This window comes from Janibacter sp. GXQ6167, from assembly GCF_041365945.1.
In the GTDB taxonomy this organism is placed as follows: Bacteria; Actinomycetota; Actinomycetes; order Actinomycetales; family Dermatophilaceae; genus JBGFSK01.
This window is the reverse complement of record NZ_JBGFSK010000004.1, coordinates 189,355-208,416: the sequence shown is the minus strand read 5'-3', so window position 1 is coordinate 208,416 and position 19,062 is coordinate 189,355. Positions and strand designations below refer to the sequence as shown.

General features: G+C 68.2%; 18 protein-coding genes and 1 pseudogene. 9 read left to right on the top strand and 10 right to left on the bottom strand.

Features of this window, described 5'->3' with window-relative positions:
* Positions 1-45: 45 nt before the first annotated feature.
* Complete coding sequence (locus tag AB8K43_RS07810; protein ID WP_370893146.1) at positions 46-393, bottom strand: hypothetical protein; 348 nt, start codon at positions 391-393, stop codon at positions 46-48.
* 63 nt (positions 394-456) lie between these two features.
* Here AB8K43_RS07810 and AB8K43_RS07805 point away from each other — a divergent pair, with 63 nt between their 5' ends.
* Positions 457-1,080, top strand: a complete 624-nt coding sequence (locus AB8K43_RS07805) for a maleylpyruvate isomerase family mycothiol-dependent enzyme (RefSeq protein WP_370893144.1) — start codon at positions 457-459, stop codon at positions 1,078-1,080.
* Between the two features lie 45 nt (positions 1,081-1,125).
* Here AB8K43_RS07805 and pafA read toward each other — a convergent pair whose 3' ends face one another.
* From pafA to dop, 5 genes are read right to left on the bottom strand one after another with little or no spacing between them, the layout of a single operon-like run.
* The gene (gene pafA, locus AB8K43_RS07800; RefSeq protein WP_370893142.1) at positions 1,126-2,514 is read right to left on the bottom strand and encodes a Pup--protein ligase; all 1,389 of its coding nucleotides are present in this window, start codon (positions 2,512-2,514) and stop codon (positions 1,126-1,128) included.
* Between the two features lie 5 nt (positions 2,515-2,519).
* Positions 2,520-3,221 carry a proteasome subunit alpha gene (gene prcA / locus AB8K43_RS07795; protein ID WP_370893140.1) on the bottom strand — a complete coding sequence of 234 codons (702 nt, stop codon included), beginning with the start codon at positions 3,219-3,221 and terminating at the stop codon, positions 2,520-2,522.
* A complete protein-coding gene (gene prcB / locus AB8K43_RS07790; RefSeq protein WP_370893138.1) occupies positions 3,218-4,021 on the bottom strand; it encodes a proteasome subunit beta in 804 nt (267 codons plus the stop codon). The genes prcA and prcB overlap by 4 nt, the downstream gene beginning before the upstream one ends.
* Positions 4,018-4,218, bottom strand: a complete 201-nt coding sequence (locus AB8K43_RS07785) for a ubiquitin-like protein Pup (RefSeq protein ID WP_370893136.1) — start codon at positions 4,216-4,218, stop codon at positions 4,018-4,020. The genes prcB and AB8K43_RS07785 overlap by 4 nt, the downstream gene beginning before the upstream one ends.
* Before the next feature lie 32 nt (positions 4,219-4,250).
* Positions 4,251-5,789, bottom strand: coding sequence for a depupylase/deamidase Dop (gene dop / locus AB8K43_RS07780; protein WP_370893134.1), 1,539 nt, complete (start codon positions 5,787-5,789; stop codon positions 4,251-4,253).
* Positions 5,790-5,823: 34 nt separating this feature from the next.
* Between dop and AB8K43_RS07775 the strand changes: the two genes are divergently transcribed.
* The 4 genes from AB8K43_RS07775 to AB8K43_RS07760 all read left to right on the top strand — a co-directional run bounded on the left by AB8K43_RS07775 (position 5,824) and on the right by AB8K43_RS07760 (position 9,244).
* The gene (locus AB8K43_RS07775) at positions 5,824-6,807 is read left to right on the top strand and encodes an alpha/beta hydrolase (protein WP_370893132.1); all 984 of its coding nucleotides are present in this window, start codon (positions 5,824-5,826) and stop codon (positions 6,805-6,807) included.
* On the top strand, positions 6,804-7,799 hold the full coding sequence (locus AB8K43_RS07770; RefSeq protein WP_370893130.1) for an alpha/beta hydrolase: 996 nt from the start codon (positions 6,804-6,806) through the stop codon (positions 7,797-7,799). The genes AB8K43_RS07775 and AB8K43_RS07770 overlap by 4 nt, the downstream gene beginning before the upstream one ends.
* A gap of 66 nt (positions 7,800-7,865) precedes the next feature.
* Entirely contained in the window at positions 7,866-8,855 is a 990-nt protein-coding gene (locus AB8K43_RS07765) for a ribose-phosphate diphosphokinase (RefSeq protein WP_370893128.1), read from the top strand.
* Positions 8,852-9,244 (top strand): DUF3054 domain-containing protein, encoded by a 393-nt coding sequence (locus AB8K43_RS07760; RefSeq protein ID WP_370893126.1) that lies wholly within the window; start codon positions 8,852-8,854, stop codon positions 9,242-9,244. Before AB8K43_RS07765 ends, AB8K43_RS07760 begins: the two co-directional genes overlap by 4 nt.
* A gap of 3 nt (positions 9,245-9,247) precedes the next feature.
* Here the strand turns inward: AB8K43_RS07760 and arc are convergent, their stop codons facing one another.
* From arc to AB8K43_RS07745, 3 genes are read right to left on the bottom strand one after another with little or no spacing between them, the layout of a single operon-like run.
* Positions 9,248-10,903 (bottom strand): proteasome ATPase, encoded by a 1,656-nt coding sequence (arc, locus tag AB8K43_RS07755; RefSeq protein WP_370893124.1) that lies wholly within the window; start codon positions 10,901-10,903, stop codon positions 9,248-9,250.
* Positions 10,904-10,929: 26 nt separating this feature from the next.
* Positions 10,930-11,913, bottom strand: a complete 984-nt coding sequence (locus AB8K43_RS07750; protein WP_370893122.1) for a tRNA (adenine-N1)-methyltransferase — start codon at positions 11,911-11,913, stop codon at positions 10,930-10,932.
* Between the two features lie 11 nt (positions 11,914-11,924).
* The gene (locus AB8K43_RS07745) at positions 11,925-13,061 is read right to left on the bottom strand and encodes a site-2 protease family protein (RefSeq protein ID WP_370893120.1); all 1,137 of its coding nucleotides are present in this window, start codon (positions 13,059-13,061) and stop codon (positions 11,925-11,927) included.
* A gap of 171 nt (positions 13,062-13,232) precedes the next feature.
* Between AB8K43_RS07745 and metH the strand changes: the two genes are divergently transcribed.
* Both metH and AB8K43_RS07735 read left to right on the top strand, forming a co-directional pair.
* Positions 13,233-16,880: a methionine synthase gene (gene metH, locus AB8K43_RS07740; protein ID WP_370893382.1), complete on the top strand. Its 3,648-nt coding sequence runs from the start codon at positions 13,233-13,235 to the stop codon at positions 16,878-16,880.
* Between the two features lie 34 nt (positions 16,881-16,914).
* Positions 16,915-17,760, top strand: coding sequence for a RecB family exonuclease (locus AB8K43_RS07735; protein WP_370893118.1), 846 nt, complete (start codon positions 16,915-16,917; stop codon positions 17,758-17,760).
* Positions 17,761-17,787: 27 nt separating this feature from the next.
* Here AB8K43_RS07735 and AB8K43_RS07730 read toward each other — a convergent pair whose 3' ends face one another.
* Positions 17,788-18,426 (bottom strand): winged helix-turn-helix transcriptional regulator, encoded by a 639-nt coding sequence (locus tag AB8K43_RS07730; protein WP_370893116.1) that lies wholly within the window; start codon positions 18,424-18,426, stop codon positions 17,788-17,790.
* A gap of 69 nt (positions 18,427-18,495) precedes the next feature.
* Between AB8K43_RS07730 and AB8K43_RS07725 the strand changes: the two genes are divergently transcribed.
* Both AB8K43_RS07725 and AB8K43_RS07720 read left to right on the top strand, forming a co-directional pair.
* Positions 18,496-18,882, top strand: a complete 387-nt coding sequence (locus AB8K43_RS07725; protein ID WP_370893114.1) for a hypothetical protein — start codon at positions 18,496-18,498, stop codon at positions 18,880-18,882.
* Positions 18,879-19,062 (top strand): annotated as a pseudogene (locus AB8K43_RS07720) (hypothetical protein); the annotation flags it as partial. The gene AB8K43_RS07725 and the pseudogene AB8K43_RS07720, both read left to right, overlap by 4 nt.

The following is a 19,062-nucleotide window of genomic DNA, read 5'->3' as shown; positions in this document are numbered from 1 at the left end:
GCCGCTAGGGATACCGACCAAAGGGAGTGTTCGAGGTCGCGTTCCTTAGACGTGAGCGGCAAGCCGAGTGGCGGCGATGAGCCATTGCGCTGCGACAGGGTCGCCCATTGTCGTGATGCCCGGGGTGCTCGCCGCGTACTCGATCTGCCCGAGAACGACGGCCTTTAAGGCTCGGGTGTCGGTGATCAGAGTGGCGGTCGGCTCGCTCGGGCTGTCCGTGCGATCGATCGTCGTCTGCGTTGGCGACAGGGAGGCGAGGTAATGCACGGGGTCGCCCGCTGTGGCTTGGCGCGAATCAGTGAGGCGCAGTGCGACCGTTGCGGGCTGCGTGACGAGGTCCGGGCGCGGCTCCGCGTGGGCGCGCATGGTCAAGATCAGGGTGTCCGGGCTCATGTCGGCTCCCCAGGGAAGGGCGGGGGACGCCACAGCCCACTCGGCCATTAGTGAGGGGTCGAGATGAACGACGTCATCACCTGGACCCATGAGGCTCGCCGTGCCCTAGCGGACGACCTCGCGGGTCTCGCGGCCAGCGATTGGGCACGACCCACGTTGTGCGGTCGCTGGGACGTCGAGCAGGTGGTGGCGCATCTGACTGCCGCGGCGTCCACGTCCCAACTCGCCTGGCTTCGCAGCATCGTGTTGTCTGGGTTTCGACCGGCGGTGCACAACGAGCGGCGCCTTCGGAAGCATCTGGGCGAGGACCTTGCGCAGACGCTGGCCCGCTTTCGGGCGGTGATGACCTCAACCGTCGCCCCGTCGAAGGATCTGGCCGCATACCTCGGCGAGGTCCTGGTCCACGGCGAGGACATCCGCCGCCCCCTTGGGATCGGGGGCACGGTCGACATCGATGCCGCGACGCAGGTCGCTCACTTTTATGCGCGACGCGATTTCGCCGTCAACAGCAAGACGGTCGCGGCCGGAGTGCGCTTGCGAGCAACCGATGGCCCGTTCGAGTACGGCGACGGGCCCGAGGTTTCGGGACCTACTCTCGCTCTCCTCATGGTCATGGCCGGGCGCCCGACCCACCTCGCGCAGCTCACGGGAGACGCAGTGCCGGTCATCGCCTCTCGCATCGCGTGAGGGGTGACCTCGGGCCGCGCTCGGCTGCCGCCGAGGCAGGACCGCTTAAGGACCGGGTGGAGGCGGTGGGTGCTCGATCGAGTCGATGAGGCGTTCGACGCGCTCGTCGACGGCGCGGAAGGGGTCCTTGCACAAGATCGTGCGATGAGAGTCATCGTTGAGCTTCAGGTGCACCCAGTCGACGGTGAAGTCCCGACCATGCTCGCGTGCGGCCCGCACGAAATCGCCACGCAACCGGGCCCGGGTGGTCTGCGGCGGGGTATCGACCGCGGTTGCGATCTCGTGATCGGTGACGACGCGAGCAATCCGACCGGCCCGTTGGAGCAAATGGTGGACGCCACGCTGGGGGTCGATGTCGTGGTACGCGAGGTCAAGTTGCGCCAGGCGCGGGTCGTCGGGCGCGAGATCGTGCTTGTCCGCGTAGCGGCGGAGGAGTTCTCGCTTGATCACCCAGTCGATCTCCGTCCCGACATCACCGGTCCGGTCCTGCTCAATCGCGCTCAGCGTTCGTCCCCAAAGGTCGAGGACCTGACGGCTCGTGGCATCGTCGATCCCGGCGTGCTCGGCGTAGTCGCGCACGCGCTGGAGGTACTCGGCCTGGATCGCGAGCCCACTCACGCTGCGCCCATCGGCCAGGCGGACAAGGCGCTGCCCAGTGGGGTCGAGGCTGATATCGCGGATCGCCCGGATCGGGTTTTCCAAGGTGAGATCCGAGACGGTCATGCCGTCTTCGAGCATCCGCAGGACGAGGTGCGCGGAGCCCACCTTCAGCAAGGTGGTCGTCTCGGTCATCGTCGAATCCCCGACGATGACGTGCATCCGCCGGTAGTGCTCGGCGTCGGCATGGGGCTCGTCGCGGGTGTTGATGATCGGGCGCGAGCGGGTCGTCGCCGAGGACACGCCCTCCCAGATGTGATCCGCGCGCTGGCTGACCGAGTACTGCACCCCCTTCGGCCCGCGCATCACCTTGCCGGTCCCGGCGATCAGCTGCCGGGAGATCAGGAAGGGCAGCAGCGCCGAGGTGATCCCGGCGAAGTCACCGCTGCGCTCGACGAGGAAATTCTCGTGGCACCCGTAGGAGTTGCCCGCCGAGTCGACGTTGTTTTTGAAGACGTAGATCTCGCCCTCGACATCTTCGTCGCGCATCCGGCGCTGGGCATCGTCAACGAGGTCCTGGACGATCCGCTCCCCCGCGCGATCGTGGGCGATCAGTTGGCGAAGGTCATCGCACTCGGCCGTCGCGTACTCGGGGTGCGACCCGACATCGAGATAGAGCCGGGCGCCGTTGGTGAGGAAGACATTGCTGGATCGGCCCCACCGCACGACCTTGCGGAAGAGGTAGCGCGCCACCTCGTCGGGGGTGAGACGCCGCGTGCCGTCGCTCACGCTCGTGATCCCGAATTCGGTCTCGATCCCGAAGATCCGCCGCTCCATGACCGTTACCCGGCCTGCTCGAGATGGGCGCGGACCGTCGCGCTCGGGAGACGGGTAAAGCAGCGGCCCTCGCGCGCACGCTCCAACAGCGCGGCCTCGAGATCATCGGCGTCTAATGGCTCGGTCCGCTCCCCCGACTCGGCGAGCGCCTGCGTGGCGAGGGCAAGCGCGGCGGGGGTGGTGAGCTCGGCGCGCCAACGCTGATCGAGCACCTCGTTGATCGCCTCGGCATCCCCGCCGATCGCCACGTGACAGCGAGCATCGGCGATCGAGCCGTCATAGGAGATCCGATACAGCTGGTCGCGGGCGGCGCTTCGCCCGACCTCGGCTACGACGAGCTCGACCTCGTAGGGCTTGTGATCTTGGGTAAACACCGTCCCGAGCGTCTGGGCGTACGCATTGGCGAGTCCGCGCGCCGTGACATCGCTGCGGTCATACGAGTAGCCGCGCAGGTCGGCGTAGCGGATCCCCGCAACCCGGAGGTTTTCGAACTCGTTGTACTTGCCCACCGCGGCGAAGCCGATGCGGTCGTAGATCTCGCCGACCTTATGCAGCGCCGGGCTGGAGGGGTTGTCGGCGACGATCAGGATGCCGGCCGCGCAGCCGATTACGACGACGGAGCGTCCGCGGGCGATGCCCTGCCGGGCAAAATCTGCCCGGTCCTTCATGACCTGCTGCGGGGAAACGTAGAAGGGGGCCTCGCTCATCGCGGTGCCTCCCGCCGGGTGACGACCTCGGCGACAACCGCTCCGACCTCGGCCGACGGGATGAAGCGGGCCCCGTCGGCATCGGCGATCGCGACGGTCGGCCAGACGCCGCGAGCGAGGTCGGGGCCGCCCGTCGCGGTGTCGTCATCGGCGGCGTCGTAGAGGGCTTCGATGGCGACGGCCAGGGCCTCAGCGGTGGTCAGGCCCGGACGCCAGAGCTTCTTTAGCGCGCCGCGCGCGGCGAGAGATCCGGAGCCGATGCTGTGATGCTCCCGCTCGGCGTAGGACCCCCCGGTCGCATCGAAGGACCACAGCCGGACCTGCTCGCGCTCGTCGTCGTAGCCGCCGAAGATCGGGACCGCGGCGAGGCCTTGCATCGCGAGGGAGAGGTTGGCGCGGACCATCGCGGCGAGCCGATTGGCCTGGCCCTGAAGGGACATGACGACGCCCTCTAGCTTTTCGTAGTGCTCGAGCTCGACCCGAAACAGCCGGATCAATTCGATCCCGACGCCCGCGGACCCGGCGATACCAGCGAGCGAGCGCTCGGCCGTCACGAACACCTTCTCCATATCCCGGCTGGCGATGAAGTGGCCCATGGTGGCCCGCCGGTCCCCCGCCATCACCAGCGCGTCCGCGCTCGCGAGCGCCACGATCGTGGTGCCGTGCGGGGCCAGGTCACCCGCCGCGTGGGGTAGCGCCTCCGCCCGCGGGAGCAGGTCGGGGCGAACGGCCTGAAGGAAGGCCGTAAAGGAGGTCCCGCCCGCGCTCAGATAGGCCGCGGGTAGACGGGCGTCGGTCACTCGCCGCCCTTTTGGACGAACCCGCGGACGAACTCTTCGGCATTGGATTCCAGGACCCCGTCGATCTCGTCGAGGACCGAGTCCAGATCGGCGTCGCGGGCCGCGTTGGACGCGCTGACCTGACCAAACGAGTCGTCGGTGGGCTCGTCGTCGCCACCGCCGCCGCCTTGGGGACGAATCTGCTCCTGGCCGCCCATATCGGCTCCTTAAAGGTCGATTGCCCGTGAGCCTACGCGTGCTCGGCGAGGGCGTCGACGAAGGCCTCGACGCTCCGATCAGGGCCAAGGTGGGCTGCGAGCGCGTCCTTGGACCCGCTGAGCGGATCGGGCAGGGTGACCCGAGCGACGCCGCCGCGGGCCGGCTGATCGATGACCAGAGAATCCCAGGAGGCCGAGATGACCTCGTGCGGGTAGGTCGTGACGGCATGCCCTCGAGCCCAGGCCCGCGTATCTGTCGGCGGCGTCGTCATCGCGGCGCGCACCTCGTCCTCGGTGGTCAGCCGGGTGATCCGGCCCGCGGATTCCAGCCGGTAGTGCAGGCCGCGCTCCGCCCTGACATCGGCCCATTGGATGTCGATGGCCCGAAGGCGGGGGTCGTCCCATTCGAGCCCATCGCGCTCGCGGTACTGATCCAGCAGGGCGAGTTTGGCGACCCAGTCGATATCGGACCGGGCGAGCATCGGATCGCGCTCCAAGAGGGTGAGGACACGCTCCCAGTGGGTGAGCACCTCGGCCGTCGCCTCGTCGGCGCCACCCCCCTTCGCCACCATGGCGCTCGCGGCCTCGAAGTATGCCCAAAGGACCTGCACCGCGGTGAGCGAGCGCCCATCGCGCAACTCGATGAGAGCGCGGCAACTCGGGTCGTGCGAGATCTGCTGCAGCGCGGCGATCGGGTAGCGCGGCATCAGCTCGACTGCGAGGTCGTCGCGCTCGATCAGGGCGAGCACGAGGCTCGTCGCGCCCACCTTGAGCAGACCGGCGACCTCGGCGAGGTTGGCGTCGCCGATGATGACGTGGAGGCGTCGCCACCGCTCGGCGTCGGCGTGCGGCTCGTCGCGGGTATTGATGATCGGCCGCTTAAAGGTGGTCTCCAGGCCAACCTCGGCCTCGAAGAAGTCGGCCCGCGAGGAGATCTGGTAGCCGGCGCGCTCACTCTCGCGGCCGATGCCGACGCGCCCGGCCCCGCACATCACCTGCCGGGCGACGAAGAAGGGCAGCAGCTGCGCGACGATCCGGTCGAAGGGGGTGTCGCGGGTCACCTGGTAGTTCTCGTGGGTGCCGTAGGACGAGCCCTTGCCATCGGTGTTGTTCTTGTAGAGATTCACGCCCGGGCCGCGGTCGGCGAGGCGGGCGACGACGTCGCGGGCCACGAGATCTCCCGCGCGATCCCAGATCAGCGCATCTCGAGGAGTCGTGACCTCGGGTGAGGAGTACTCCGGATGGGCGTGATCGACGTAGAAGCGCGCGCCATTGCCGAGGACGACATTGGCAAGGCTCGGGTCGTCCTCATCGGTCAACTGGCTCGGGTGGGCGCTTGCGCGCGGCAGCGCAAACCCGCGGGCATCGACCAAGGGCGACTCGTCGCTGTAATCCCAAGCGCCATGGGTGGCGCGGTGGCCGTGCGCTCGGGCGTAGGTCGTCACGACGAGGCCCGAGAGCTGCATGGGGTTCGCGTACGGCTCGCCCGGGACCGCGATCCCAAACTCGCTCTCCAGGCCCATGACCCGGCGCACGCTCGCCGGACCGATCGAATCGCTGGGGACGCTCATGTCCGCCAGCCTAGTTCTGGGTGATGATGGGCCTATGGCCACCACCGGTTGGATGCCCCTGCGGACGCGCGCCCTCGCCACCTTCTCTCGCCTGACGAGCACGCCCGTCGATGCGCTCACGCCGCGCCAGATCAAGAAGGTCCGCGCGGCGACGGTACCGCTCACGGCCCCCTTCACCTGGGTGACCGGACCGGTCGGGGACAATGTGGCCTCACACACCCGCTATGTCACCGTCCGCGACGGCCACCGGGTCCGGATCCGTGTCCACCGGCCGCTCGATGCGACCGAACCTTTGCCGCTGCTCATGCACTTCCACGGCGGAGGTTTCGTGATCGGGAATCTGCAGACCTACGAGCCCCTCACGACCCGGATCGCCGCGCAGGCCCGCGTCGTCGTGGTCACCGTCAACTACCGCAAGGCCCCGGAGTACCGCGCTCCGCTCGCGGCCTACGACTGCATCGATGTGACCGAGTGGGCGATCGATAACGCCGCCGATCTCGGGGCTCGATCGGACTCCTTCGGTGTCACCGGGGATAGCGCGGGTGGCAACCTTGCCGCGGTCGTGGCCCAGACGATGCGCGATCGAGGCGAGTCGGGGCTGCGGCACCAAGCGCTGGTCTACCCGGCGCCCGACCTGACCGAGCACGAGCTCGAGCACCTCGACCGGGTCTTTCCGATCCTCACCCCGCAGATGATGCTCGCCTTCCGCGCGATGTACCTCGGCAGCGATGACATCGATGGGGCCGATTGGCTGCTCTCCCCCGCCCGGGGACGCCTCGATGGACTGCCGCCGACACTGCTGCAGACCGCCGAGCATGACCCCCTTCGCGACGACGGTCTGGCCTATGGGCTCGCCCTGAAGGACGCGGGAGTCGAGGTCCGGATGACGACCTACCGCGGCGCACCTCATGGGTTCCAGACCTTTACCGGTCTCACCAGCGCCGGCTCCCCTGCGTTGGAGGAACTCGTCGGTGAGGTCAGCCACTATCTCCACGCACCGACCGGAGCAACCTCATGAAGCGTCCCTATCCCGGTCTGGCGCTGCGCACCGCCGCCTTCGTCGCCCTGCTGGGCTTGCAAAAGAAGCCCATCGAGGAGTCGACCCTGGCCGAGATCCAGGCCAGGCGAGCCTTCGTCTTCCCCACGCGGCCGCCCTTCACCTGGATCACCGGTCGCCTCGATCCGACCGTGCGGATCAGCGATGGCGCGGTGCCCGTGCGCGATGGCTCGAGCATCCCGATCCGGTGGTACCGACCGTCGGGCGAAGAGGGCCCGCTCCCCCTGGTCGTCTACTTCCACGGTGGTGGCTGGGTCCAAGGCTCGACCCGGATGTATGACCCGCTCTGTACCGCCCTCGCAGCGCGCGTGGGGGCAGTAGTCGCGAGCGTCGACTACCGGCTCGCGCCGGAGTTCGCGGCGCCCACGGCGGCGCACGATGCGATCGACGCCGTCCGCGCGCTGATCGATGGCTCCGAACAACTCGCGATCGCCGGGATCGACCGCACCCGGGTGGGCCTGGCTGGGGATAGCGCCGGAGGCAATCTCGCGGCGGTCGTTGCTCAGCAGCTGGGTGACCTCCGGGGCCCCGATGGGCGGCCCGTGATCCGCCACCAGGCGCTGATCTATCCGGCGACCGACCAGACGCTGGGTTCACCCTCGATCGAGGAGCACGCGGAGGCCCCGATCCTCACCAAGGCCGGAATCATGGCCTTTCGCGATCTCTATCTCGGTCCGTCCTGGACGACCGAGCAGCTCCACGATCCGCTGCTCTCCCCGCTCTATGGGGATGTGGAAGGGGTGGCTCCTGCCCTGATCCAGACCGCTGGCCTGGACCCGATCCGTGATGACGGCAGCCGCTACGCCGAGCACCTGCGGGCGGCCGGCGTCGAGGCGCGGCTCACCTGCTATCACGGCCTGCCGCACGGATTCGCCTCCTTCCCCGGAGCATGTCCAGCGGGCCCGGCGGCCCGCGACGAACTCGTCGACGAGATCGCCCGCCACCTCTCCTGATCGCCGCCGGGGCTCGCTACGCTGGTCTCGCCGAGCGCTGGAGCAAACGAGAGGCCCGCCACTGCTATGCGCGACATCGTCGTCTTCTCCGGGTCAGCCCATCGCGGCCTGGCCCGCCAGATCTGCCAGGGCCTTGGAGTTCCTCTCTCGGCCGCGCAGGTGACGCGCTTTTCCAACGATTGCCTGCAGGTCCAGTTGCATGCCAACTGTCGTCAGCGCGACGTCTATCTCGTCCAGCCGCTCGTCCCGCCGACGCAGGACATGTTGATGGAGTTGCTGCTGATGATCGACGCGGCCCGCCGGGCGTCGGCCGCTCAGATCACCGCCGTCATCCCCCACTTCGCCTACGCCCGCTCGGACAAAAAGGACGCCTCGCGGATCTCCCTCGGCGGCCGGCTCGTCGCCGACATGCTCGTGGCCGCGGGCGTCGATCGAGTGCTCACGATGACCCTGCACGCGCCGCAAGTCCACGGCTTCTTCTCGGTGCCGGTCGATCACCTCACCGCCCTCGGTGTCCTCGCCGAGCACTTCCGCGGGACCGACCTCACCAATTCGATCGTGATCTCCCCCGATCTCGGCAATGCCAAGGAAGCGACCCAGTTTTCCCGCCTGCTCGGACTGCCGGTCGCCGCCGGGAGCAAGCAGCGTAAGGCCGATGACCGGGTCGTGATCGACTCGATCGTCGGTGACGTCGCGGGTAAGCGCGCGATCATCCTCGATGACGAGATCGCGACCGGCGGGTCGATGATCGAGTTGCTCGACAAGCTCGCCGAACTCGGGTGCCCCGAGGCCGCGGTGGTCTGTACCCACGGGCTCTTTGCGGGCAAGGCGGTGGAGCGGCTGCGGAATCACCCGCTCATCACCCAGGTCGTGACGACCGACACCGTCCCGGCCCCGAGCGACTGGCCCGACCTGCAGGTGCGCTCGGTCGCCGAACTCTTCGCCGTCGCCATCGAGCGCATTCACGCCGGTGAGTCGGTCTCATCCCTCTTCGACGGGGTCGACCCCACCCACGCCCCACCCCAGCCCTCCCTCTTCGAGGACGTTTCGGCGTGAGCAGGCAAGCGACGCCGCCCGTCGCGCTGGCGGTGGTGGCGATCCTCGATGTGGTCGTCGTGGCGGGCTTTGCGCTCGCCGGTCGCCGCTCGCATGCCGAGGCGATGACTCTCGCCGGGTGGTGGAGCACCGCGTGGCCTTTCCTAGCCGCCCTGCTCATCGGGTGGATCCTCGCGCTGGGCACGCGACGTCATCCGGGGACCGTGCGCGCCGGAATCCTGATCTGGATGGTGATCCTCGCCGGCGGGATGGGTCTGCGCTCCGTCGCCGGGCAGGGCACGGCCGCCCCCTTCATCGCCGTCGCCGCTGGAGTGCTGCTCCTCGGCCTCGTCGGGTGGCGGCTCGTCGCCGATCTGTTGCGGCGCCGGAAGAGCGCCTCGCGCGGGTAGCGCCTAGAGGTACTGGCCCGTGCGCGAGCCGGTATCGATGCTGCGGCCCGGTTCGGTACCTCCGGCCTTGCCCCCAATCAGGGTGCGGATGTAGACGATCCGCTCTCCCTTCTTGCCCGAGATCCGCGCCCAGTCGTCGGGGTTGGTCGTATTCGGCAGGTCCTCGTTTTCCTTTAGCTCGGCCATCGCGCTCGTCAGCAGATGCTCGACGCGTAGGCCCTTGTGGCCGGATTCCAGCAACTCCTTGATGGCGAGCTTCTTGGCCCGATCGACGACGTTTTGGATCATCGCGCCGGAGCTGAAGTCGCGGAAGTAGAGGATCTCCTTGTCACCACCGGCGTAGGTGACCTCGAGGAATTGGTTTTCGGCGGACTCCGAGTACATCCGCTCAACGACGGCGTCGATCATCGCTTCGACCGTCGCCTCGGGATCGCCGCCGTGCTGGGCGAGGTCGTCGTCGTTCAGGGGCAGATCGGCCGTGAGGTACTTGCCGAAGATGTCGCGGGCGGCCTCGGCGTCCGGGCGCTCGATCTTGATCTTCACATCGAGCCGGCCGGGGCGCAGGATCGCCGGGTCGATCATGTCCTCGCGGTTCGTGGCGCCGATGACGATGACATTTTCCAGGCCCTCGACGCCGTCGATCTCGGCGAGCAGCTGCGGCACCACGGTGGTCTCGACATCGGAGGAGACACCCGAGCCACGGGTGCGAAAGAGACTGTCCATCTCGTCGAAGAAGACCACAACTGGGGTCCCCTCCCCCGACTTCTCGCGGGCCCGGTGGAAGATCAGCCGGATGTGACGCTCGGTCTCCCCGACGTACTTGTTGAGCAGCTCAGGGCCCTTGATGTTGAGGAAGTACGCGGTGTGGTCCTCGTGCCCGTCGCGCTCGGCCACCTTGCGCGCGAGCGAGGATGCGACGGCCTTGGCGATCATCGTCTTGCCGCAACCGGGAGGACCGTAGAGCAGGACCCCCTTCGGCGCCTTGAGGTGGTGCTGCTCGTAAAGGTCGGCGTGGAGGAAGGGCAGCTCGACGGCATCGCGGATGGCCTCGATCTGTCCGGCCAGGCCGCCAATATCGGTGTAGGCGAGGTCGGGCACCTCTTCGAGCACTAGGTCGGCGACCTCGGCCTTCGGGATCTTTTCCAGCGCGATCGAGGTCTTGGACTCAATCAGGACGGCGTCACCGACCCGCACCTTGGCCTGTTTCAGCGGCCCGGCGATCCGCACGACCCGCTCCTCATCGGCGCGCGCGACGGTCAGCAGCCGGTCGTCTCCGAGGAGCTCCTTGACGAGCGCGATCTCTCCGGCGCGTTCCATGCCGTGGACGGAGACGACGTTCATTGCCTCGTTGAGCAGCGCCTCGCGCCCGACCTCGAGATCTGCGGGCTCGACGTTTGGGCTCACCGCGACGTGCATCTTGCGGCCCCCGGAGAGCACGTCGACGCTGCCGTCGTCGTGGGTTCCGACGATGACGGCGTAGGCCGACGGCGGCTGGGCCAACCGGTCGATTTCGGTCCGCAGGCCCACGATCTGCTCTCGGGCGTCCTTGAGGGTCCGCACGAGGCGTTCGTTCTGGGAGGACACCGTCGCGAGCTGCGATCGCTGGTGGACGATCGTCTGCTCCAGCTCACGGACGTGGGGGTCGCTCGGCTCGGTCATGTCCCCATTGTGCGCGCTTCGTCCAGTCAGCGCTGCTCCGGGTTCACGACATCGCGGGTCAATTTGCGCATCTTCTTCTCCGAGGCGACCCGCTCACCGAGCGCCTCCGGGCTCCATTGCTCGGGCACTTCCTCGCCGGTATCGCTGACGTATCCGCGGCCCGGGCGCCGTTTGCGAAGCGGCGGCGTGGTCCCGGGGGCCAGCCGGCGGGTCGTGATGAGGAAGCCGGTGTGCCCATGCATCCGGTGTTGTGGGCGCACGGCCAGGCCCTCGAGATGCCAACCCCGGACTAATGACTCCCACGCCTCCGGCTCGGTGTAGGCGCCGTAGTCCCGCATGGCCTCGGCGACCTTGCTGAGCTGAGTTGCCGTCGCGACATAACAGATTAGGACTCCGCCGGGGGCGAGGGCATCGGCGGCGACCTCCAGGCACTCCCACGGTGCCAGCATGTCGAGCACCATCCGGTCGACGCTGCCGGGCTCGACCGCGTCGGGCAACGCCTCGACGAGGTCCCCGACGGTGACGCTCCAGGCGGGGTGGTCCTCGCCGAAGAAGGCGCGCGCGTTGGCCTTGGCGATCTCGGCGAAGTCGGCGCGGCGCTCGAAGGAGAGCACCCGCCCTTCTTCACCGACGGCCCGCAGCAGCGACATCGAGAGGGCGCCGGAGCCGACGCCGGCTTCGACGACGGTCGCGCCGGGGAAGACGTCGGCCATCGTGACGATCTGGCCCGCGTCCTTGGGGTAGACCACGGCGGCTCCCCGCGGCATGGACATCACGTAGTCGGAGAGCAGGGGGCGCAGCGCGAGGTATTCGACCCCGGCGGTGTTGGTGACCGTCGAGCCATCCGGCGAGCCGATCAGCTCGTCGTGCTTGATGTGGCCGCGGTGGGTGTGGAACTGCTTGCCCGGCGTGAGAGTGATCGTGTGGAGCCGCCCCTTGGGGTCGGTGAGTTGGACGCGGTCGCCTTCACGGAAGGGGCCGCGGCGGTACTGGGAGCCGGTCGCCGTCATGAGGGCGGAGTCTAGTTCCGTCGCCGGGGCGCCCGGTCCACGGAGGCCAGCGCGGCGTTGATCCGGTCGGCGTTGGCGATCCCAAGGACCGTCGGGCCCGCCACCACCGCGAGGATCGGGCGCCGAGTCGTCTGGAATCCCCGGATGATGTCCAGCAACTCGCTCCCCGGGGTGGCCTCGACGACCCAGTCCTCGGGCTGGCGGGTGAGCACCGCGGAGATCGGAGTGCTCCCGCGGACCTCGACGGGGACACCGCCGGCAGCTGCGAGGCTCACCAGGCCGATCGGCGTCCCGGAGGCATCGACAACGATCGGGGTGGCGTGGTGATCGGTTAGGGCCGTGAGCGGCGCGTCGATCGGGATGACGAAGACCGGTTCGAGCACCGAACGGAGGTCGACCTGGTCCAGCAAGCGCATCGCGCGACCCTGCTGGATCGAACTGCTCGCGCCCGACCACATGAAGACCCCAATGAGCGCGATCCAGATCGTGGTCACCATGCTCCCCTGGTCGCCGCGCGCCATCGGGATTCCGATGGCGATGACGATCAAGGCGACGACGAGGGCGCGGCCGCTCCAACCGGCGGCAATGCGCGCGCTGGCCTTGCGTCCGGTGGCCTTCCAGACCGCGGCCTCGACCAGTTGGCCGCCATCGAGGGGCAGCCCGGGCAGCAGGTTGAAGACCATCAGCGCCCCATTGATAAAGGCGGTGGCGGTGATCAGGCCGCTCGTCACCCCGGGCGGGGAGGTCGGCGCGAACGCGAGGGCCACCAGGGCGAGCACGCCGTTGGTGAGCGGTCCCGCGACCGCGATCGCGGCCATGCTGCCGGGGCGGGCCCGCGAGGGGTCGTACGCGGTGTGCCCACCCCACAGATTGGCGACCACTTGATGCACGCGGTGACCGAAGGCCCGCGCGACGGCGGCATGGGCCCCCTCATGGGCGAGGACCGCGACGAGCAGGATGAGGGCGTAGCCGACCGCGACGAGGTAGGCGAGGGCGCCGAGATCGGGGCGGCTGGCGGCGATATTCGGGCCGATCAGGGCCACGACGACCGCGGCCATGAGGAGCCACGACCAGCCAATGTAGACGGGGACACCGCCGAGAGTAGCGAGGTGGATACCGCGAGGCTTCGGGTCGGCGGGGTGGGCCATGAGCAGACCCTAACTGGCCGCCGCCTGACGCCGGTGCCTCGGCCAAGGGCGCGGCACGTGATAATGGGTACGCTTTGCCCCCTTCCCTCTTAAGGACATCCCACGGTGAACGCGCCTGCCCTGCGCCCCGATGCCTCCGCTGAGCTGACCGACCTGCTGCGCCGCAAGGTGATGCTGCTCGACGGCTCGATGGGGGTGTTTATCCAACGGCGCAATCTCAGCGAGGCCGAGTTCCGCGGCGAGCGCTTCGCGGACTGGGCGAGCGATCTGCGGGGCAATAACGACCTCCTCTCGATCACCCAGCCCGAGGTCATCACCTCGATTCACCGGGATTACCTCGACGCCGGCGCGGACATCATCGAGACCAATACCTTCAGCGCGCAGCGGATCTCGATGGCCGACTACGACATGGAGGACCTGTCGTACGAACTCAACTACGCCTCGGCGCAGTTGGCGCGCGCGGCGGCCGACGAGTTCAGCACGACGGACAAGCCCCGGTATGTGGCCGGGGCGCTCGGCCCGACCAACCGGACCGCGTCGATCAGCCCGGATGTCAACGACCCCGGGGCGCGCAATATCACCTTCGTCGAACTCGTCGACGCCTATGTCGAGCAGGCCCGCGGTCTCGTCGACGGCGGGGCGGACCTGCTGCTCGTCGAAACGATCTTCGACACCCTGAACGCCAAGGCCGCCATCTTCGCCCTGGAGACCCTCTTCGAGGAGTACGGGCGGCGCTGGCCGGTCATCATCTCGGGCACGATCACCGATGCGTCCGGGCGCACTCTCACCGGGCAGACCACCGAGGCCTTTTGGAACTCGGTGCGCCACGCGCAGCCCCTCGCGATCGGCCTGAACTGCGCGCTCGGAGCCGAAGACATGCGGCCCTACGTCGCCGAACTCTCCCGCGTCGCCGACTGTTTCGTCTCGGTGTACCCCAACGCGGGTCTGCCCAATGCCTTCGGGGAGTACGACGAGACTGCCGATCAGATGGCCGCGATCGTCGGCGGCTTCGTCGACGATGGGCTGGTCAACATCATCGGCGGCTGCTGCGGGACGACCCCGGACCACATCGCTGCGCTAGGTCGGGCGGCCGAAGGGAGGACGCCGCGCGTCCCCCCGACGATCGAGCCCGCGATGCGGCTTTCGGGTCTGGAACCCTTCACGATTGGGCCGGACTCCCTCTTCGTCAACGTCGGCGAGCGGACCAATGTCACCGGCTCGGCCCGCTTCCGCAAGCTGATCCAAGCCGAGGACTACCCGGCGGCGCTCACCGTCGCCCGCCAGCAGGTCGAGGCCGGGGCGCAGGTCATCGACATCAACATGGACGAGGGGATGCTCGACGGCGTCGCCGCGATGAGCCGCTTCGTCAATCTGGTCGGCTCCGAGCCCGACATCTCGCGCGTGCCGCTGATGATCGACTCCAGCAAGTGGGAGGTCATCGAGGCCGGGCTACAGCGCACCCAGGGCAAGGCGATCGTTAACTCGATCTCGCTGAAGGAAGGCCATGACCTCTTCGTCGAGCACGCCCGCGCCTGTCGCAAGTACGGCGCCGCGATCGTCGTCATGGGCTTCGACGAGGACGGTCAGGCCGATGACCTGCCGCGGCGCAAGGAGATCGCCGAGCGCGCGTACCGGGTGCTCACCGAGGAGGTGGGCTTCCCGGCCGAGGACATCATCTTCGACCCCAATATCTTCGCGGTCGCGACCGGGATCGAGGAGCACGCGGCGTACGGGACCGACTTCATCGAGGCGACGAGGTGGATCAAGGACAATCTCCCGCACGCGCTGATCAGCGGTGGCGTCTCCAATGTGTCCTTCTCTTTCCGCGGCAACAACCCAGTGCGTGAGGCGATCCACGCGGTCTTCCTCTACCACGCGATTCACGCGGGCATGGATATGGGGATCGTGAACGCCGGCGCCCTCGTCCCCTACGACACGCTCGACCCGGAGCTACGCGAGCGGATCGAGGACGTGATCCTCAACCGGCGCGAGGACGCAACCGAGCGCCTGCTCGAGATCGCCGAGGAGCACCGCGGGACCGGCGAGGTGGCCGAGGCCGCCGCGCAGGAGTGGCGCTCACTCCCCCTTCGCGAACGCATCACTCACGCGCTCGTGAAGGGGATCGACGATCACGTCGTCGAGGACACCGAGGAACTCCGCCAGGAGATCGCCGCCGCCGGTGGCCGCCCGCTGGAGGTCATCGAGGGCCCGTTGATGGCCGGGATGAACGTCGTTGGTGACCTCTTCGGCGACGGCAAGATGTTCCTGCCCCAGGTCGTGAAGTCCGCACGTGTGATGAAGAAGGCCGTCGCGCACCTCATCCCCTTCATCGAGGCCGAGAAGGACCCGAACGAGGCGGCGCGCAGCAATGGCCTGGTCGTCCTCGCGACGGTGAAGGGGGATGTCCACGACATCGGCAAGAACATCGTCGGAGTCGTCCTGCAATGCAACAACTACGACGTCGTCGATCTCGGCGTCATGGTGCCCGGCGCGAAGATCCTCGACGAAGCGCAGCGTCTCGGCGCGGACATCGTGGGCCTCTCGGGCCTGATCACCCCGTCCCTGGACGAGATGGTGCAGGTCGCGAGCGAAATGCAGCGGCGTGGGATGGACCAGCCGCTGCTCCTTGGCGGAGCGACGACCTCGCGCGCGCATACGGCCGTGAAGGTCGATGGCAAGTACGACGGCCCCGTTGTCTGGGTCAAGGACGCCTCGCGCTCGGTGCCCGTCGTCGCCTCGCTGCTCTCCGACGAGCAGCGCGCCGATCTGATGGAGCGCACCAAGGCCGACTACGACTCGATCCGTGCCCGTCACGCCGCGAAGTCCGAGCGCCCACTGGTCTCCTACGACGAGGCCAAGGCCGCTGCGCCGCACCTCGATTGGAGCGAGCCGCTGGATCACCAGGAGGCGACCCCCCTTCGCGAGGTCTTCGTGGACTACCCGCTCGCCGAACTGCGCGAGTACATCGACTGGCAGCCCTTCTTCAATGCCTGGGAGATGAAGGGGTCCTTCCCGGACATCCTCAACACGCCCGGCAGCGGCGAGGCCGCGCGCAAGCTCTACGAGGACGCGCAGGAGATGCTCGACCGGATCATCGCCGAGAAGTGGTTGGAGGCGCGTGGCGTCGTCGGGATCTTCCCCGCGAACTCGGTCGGTGATGACATCGAGGTCTATACGAGCGAGGAGCGCGATGAGGTGCGTGAGCGTCTCCTCACCCTGCGGCAACAGGGCAAGCACCGCGAAGGGGTGGCCAACAAGGCTCTCGCCGACTACATCGCGCCGGTCGACTCGGGCCTGACCGACTATGTCGGCGCCTTCGCCGTGACCGCGGGCATTGGCTCGGGCGAGCGGGTCGCGGCCTTCAAGGCCGAGCACGATGACTACTCGGCCATCCTGCTCGAGTCCCTGGCCGATCGGCTCGCCGAGGCCTTCGCCGAGCGAATGCACGAGCGCGTCCGTCGGGAGATCTGGGGCTACGCCGCCGATGAAGCACTGGACAACGACGCCCTGATCAAGGAGCGCTACCAGGGCATTCGGCCCGCTCCCGGCTACCCGGCGTGCCCGGAGCACACCGAGAAGGAGACGCTCTGGCGCCTGCTCGACGTCGACGAGATCGGGATCGACCTCACCGAGTCGATGGCGATGTGGCCCGGGGCGTCGGTATCGGGCTGGTACTTCGCGCATCCGGAAAGCCAGTACTTCGTCGTCGGGCGGCTCGGGCGCGACCAGGTCGAGTCCTACGCCGAGCGCAAGGGGTGGAGTCTCGCCGAGGCCGAGAAGTGGCTCGGTCCCAACCTCGGCTACCACCCCGAGGACTGATGCGTCGTCGGTACCCGCTCCTAGGGTTGAGCGCATGACGCCAGCGCTCTCCCCCAGCCGGGCGGCGGACTTCAAGCAGTGTCCGCTGTTGTACCGGTTCCGCACGATCGACAAGATCGAGGCGCCCCCGTCGCCGGCCGCGGCGCGCGGGACGCTGGTGCATGCGGTGCTGGAGCACCTCTTCGAGTTGCCAGCGGCCGAGCGCACGCCCGAGGCGGCGGTGGGGCTCCTCCCTTCGCGGTGGGAGGCTCTGGTCACCGAGCGGCCCGAGCTCGCCGAGATGATCGAAGAGTCCGAGAGCCTCAACGAGGCAGGGTGGTTTGCCGATGCGCAAGCCCTGGTGGAGCGGTGGTTCACCCTCGAGGACCCCACTCGACTCGAGCCGGCCGAGCGCGAGCTCTACGTCGAGACCGAGGTGGACGGGCTCACCCTGCGGGGATATGTCGACCGCCTCGATATCGCACCGACCGGGCAGGTGCGCGTGGTTGACTACAAGACCGGGCGGTCCCCATCAGAGCGCTTCGAGGGCAAGGCGCTCTTCCAGATGAAGTTCTACGCGCTGGTGCTCTGGCGGATGCAGGGGCGCATCCCGGATCTGCTTCAACTCGTCTATCTCGCCGACGGCGAGGTCGTGCGGTACGTCCCCGACGAGGGTGAGTTGCGCGGTCTGGAGCGCAATCTGAAGGCGGTCTGGCAGGCCGTCGCACGGGCGGCCGAGACGGGTGACTGGCGCCCGCGCACCTCGCGCCTGTGCAACTGGTGCGACTTCCAGCACCTCTGCCCCGAGTTCGGCGGCACTCCGCCGCCCCTGCCCGCCGGAGCCGCCGAGCTGGCCGTCGCTCCGTCCCGGTCCGCCGAAGTGGACCCGACCGACGATTAGTTGTACTGACCGGAGACGTTGATTGAGTCAGCGGGCGGGCGGCAGGATTCGGGTCAGGGCGCTGGCATCGCCGTCGATGCGAACACCATTGGCGAGTGCGAGCTCGAGGGGCATGGCTCCTTGTAGGAGCGCGACTAGGACTGGGCCAGGTCCTGTGACGCCTGCGTTGGGATTCGTGTCGCTTCCGCAGGGCCGGACCGCCACGGCTCCCTTCGCTGCGGTGAGGTCAAGACCGTCGTCAAGGGTGCCGAAGCGGATGATGACGGCTGGCTCGCTCGGTCGGTGATCCTGGAGCAGGAACCGGGCTGGCTGGCTGAGCCAGTGCATCTGGAAGATCGCCTCGGGCGGGGCCTCTGGAACCGTGGGTGCGCCCCACTTCAAGAGTTCGCGCAACACCCCGTCCAGGGCCATGCCGCGCTCGGTGAGCCGGTATGTCGGCGCGCCCGTTGCGCTCGGGGATGGTTCGCGTGTGACGACCCCGTTCGCCTCAAGGTCGCGTAGGCGCTGAGTGAGAAGGTTCGTCGCGATCCCCGGCAGGCCGCGCTGCACCTCTCCGAAGCGCGACGGCCCCTGGATCAACAGCTCGCGCACGATCAGAAGAGTCCAACGGTCGCCGACCACATCCAGGGCGCGGGCGATCGAGCACAGCTGCCCATACGACTTCACCTAAAACCCCTTGACTTTCTCAAGTGACTGCTTGAAAGTTTCAAGCACATTCTCACATCGAGGAGAGCCATGCCCGCCGTCCTGTCGCCCGACGCCCCGCAGGTCCTCAGGGACTACTACCGGATCCTTGAGTCCGGCACCGACGACTATCAGGACGGGGCCACCCTTCGGCCTCTCCTGAGTGACCACCTCGACTTCACCGGCCCGCTGGCCGGCCACCGCCCCGACGCCACTGACGGTTTCCTGCGCGGGGTGGCCGGATTCATCGCGACGGTCACGCGGATCGATGTCATCCAGGACGTGCACGCTCCCAGTGGCTCGGCCGTGCTGTACGCAGCGACCATGCCCGGCGGTCCCATGACCTTCGCGGAGTTCTTCACATTGAACGACGGGGTCATCACGTCACTGAACCTGCATTACAACGGCCCCGAGTACCTCGAGAAAGGCGGCCGATGACGCCTCAGCAGGATCTCGTCGAACGGGTGCGTCACGCTCTGAGCGACCGCAGCCCTCGTGAGGTGCCGATGTTCGGGGGCGTGTCCTTCATGGTGGACCGCCGCATGGTCGCCGCGGCGCGCCGCGAGGGGGAACTCTTGCTGCGCATCGACCCCAAAGACGCGGCAGACCTGCTCAGCC

Excerpts from the sequence above, each read along its gene's own strand:
- dop (WP_370893134.1), bottom strand. The coding sequence starts at position 5,789 with ATGAGCGTCCCCAGCGATTCGATCGGTCCGGCGAGCGTGCGCCGGGTC.
- arc (WP_370893124.1), bottom strand. The coding sequence starts at position 10,903 with ATGACCGAGCCGAGCGACCCCCACGTCCGTGAGCTGGAGCAGACGATC.
- prcA (WP_370893140.1), bottom strand. The coding sequence starts at position 3,221 with ATGAGCGAGGCCCCCTTCTACGTTTCCCCGCAGCAGGTCATGAAGGAC.
- AB8K43_RS07765 (WP_370893128.1), top strand. The coding sequence starts at position 7,866 with ATGCGCGACATCGTCGTCTTCTCCGGGTCAGCCCATCGCGGCCTGGCC.
- AB8K43_RS07725 (WP_370893114.1), top strand. The coding sequence starts at position 18,496 with ATGCCCGCCGTCCTGTCGCCCGACGCCCCGCAGGTCCTCAGGGACTAC.
- AB8K43_RS07745 (WP_370893120.1), bottom strand. The coding sequence starts at position 13,061 with ATGGCCCACCCCGCCGACCCGAAGCCTCGCGGTATCCACCTCGCTACT.
- pafA (WP_370893142.1), bottom strand. The coding sequence starts at position 2,514 with ATGGAGCGGCGGATCTTCGGGATCGAGACCGAATTCGGGATCACGAGC.
- AB8K43_RS07770 (WP_370893130.1), top strand. The coding sequence starts at position 6,804 with ATGAAGCGTCCCTATCCCGGTCTGGCGCTGCGCACCGCCGCCTTCGTC.
- AB8K43_RS07805 (WP_370893144.1), top strand. The coding sequence starts at position 457 with ATGAACGACGTCATCACCTGGACCCATGAGGCTCGCCGTGCCCTAGCG.
- AB8K43_RS07750 (WP_370893122.1), bottom strand. The coding sequence starts at position 11,913 with ATGACGGCGACCGGCTCCCAGTACCGCCGCGGCCCCTTCCGTGAAGGC.
- AB8K43_RS07785 (WP_370893136.1), bottom strand. The coding sequence starts at position 4,218 with ATGGGCGGCCAGGAGCAGATTCGTCCCCAAGGCGGCGGCGGTGGCGAC.
- AB8K43_RS07775 (WP_370893132.1), top strand. The coding sequence starts at position 5,824 with ATGGCCACCACCGGTTGGATGCCCCTGCGGACGCGCGCCCTCGCCACC.
- AB8K43_RS07735 (WP_370893118.1), top strand. The coding sequence starts at position 16,915 with ATGACGCCAGCGCTCTCCCCCAGCCGGGCGGCGGACTTCAAGCAGTGT.
- AB8K43_RS07810 (WP_370893146.1), bottom strand. The coding sequence starts at position 393 with ATGAGCCCGGACACCCTGATCTTGACCATGCGCGCCCACGCGGAGCCG.
- metH (WP_370893382.1), top strand. The coding sequence starts at position 13,233 with ATGCTGCTCGACGGCTCGATGGGGGTGTTTATCCAACGGCGCAATCTC.